Raw genomic sequence first — 1,079 nt, forward strand, 5'->3', positions numbered from 1 at the left:
TGATCAACATGGAACGCTCTGTCTGTGCAATACTTTGCACCTCTCGCATCCCTACAGCACATTGCTTTGCAAGTTCCAACCAATGCACCATAAAACGCTGCTGCACCACCAAGTAACGCGATAGTTTGGGCATAAACTCTATGGGGATAACTTGAGCAAGGCCCTGGGCATTCTTACGCAGCATCTCGACGACAGCATGACATATATCACGATCAACCGCCTCTGATTCAGCCTGAATTAAAGGAATTAACTGAGAAGGCCCATAACCTCTCGGACGCAATTTTTTTCGATAGGCTTCATCAAGCATAACAGCAAGACCAACAACCTGAGCATCGAGACTATGCTTATCTCCGATAATGCCTTGCGGCCAGCCTGAACCGTCTTTACGTTCTTTATGCTCTTTGACTGCACGCCCTACCCGCTCGGACAGATTAGGTATATTTTCAAGAAACTCGCCCCCCAAAGACAACTGCTGCACATACATTTGTCGCTTTTCGCTATCGGGAAGCTTGTCAAAAATGGCAGCAATATCAGGGTCAATATTCAAGAAGCCTGCATCATGCATTTGTGTTGCGGTGAAGACAACTTCCATATCTTCATCATTGAGTCCAAGCTCAAGCGCAATGAGTATTGCAAAACCGGTAGCACTTTGAGTTGAATTAAAACGGGGCGATAAGCGATCTGCAAAAACTGTCAGCTTTTGAGATAGCAGTGGATAAGCACTGATTAAACCACACTGTCGAACCAGTTCCTTGGTTAAATCCATGCGATCCAAGCCCTTCAAGACCTTATTCTGTGCCTTACGAATCGAGTCAAACAATTCACTAGGTGATACGGTACTCGCCAAGCTAACTTGCAGTTCTATGGGAAGTTCCAGCTGAAAGCGCGCAATCTTATTGGCAACGTCTTCAGTGAGGTAGGTTCCTTTGGGTACAACTGTTGCCCCACGGTTATTACATATGTCTTGCGTCGTTAAAACCGGGTTATATTTATTAATTTCTACCAAGTGATCAGCATAAGGGTTCCGCTCTGAATACTGGTCCATATTAATAACGCTCCATTCAAGTCGTGCCACCCGC

At 45.5% G+C, this 1,079-nt stretch carries 1 protein-coding gene; it reads right to left on the minus strand.

Features of this window, described 5'->3' with window-relative positions; genetic code table 11:
* A partial coding sequence (locus tag A3735_RS05445; protein ID WP_156499427.1) for an HD-GYP domain-containing protein occupies nucleotides 1–1,045 on the minus strand: 1,045 nt, incomplete at its 3' end.
* Nucleotides 1,046–1,079 lie beyond the last annotated feature (34 nt).

Source organism: Oleiphilus sp. HI0061 (assembly GCF_001635675.1).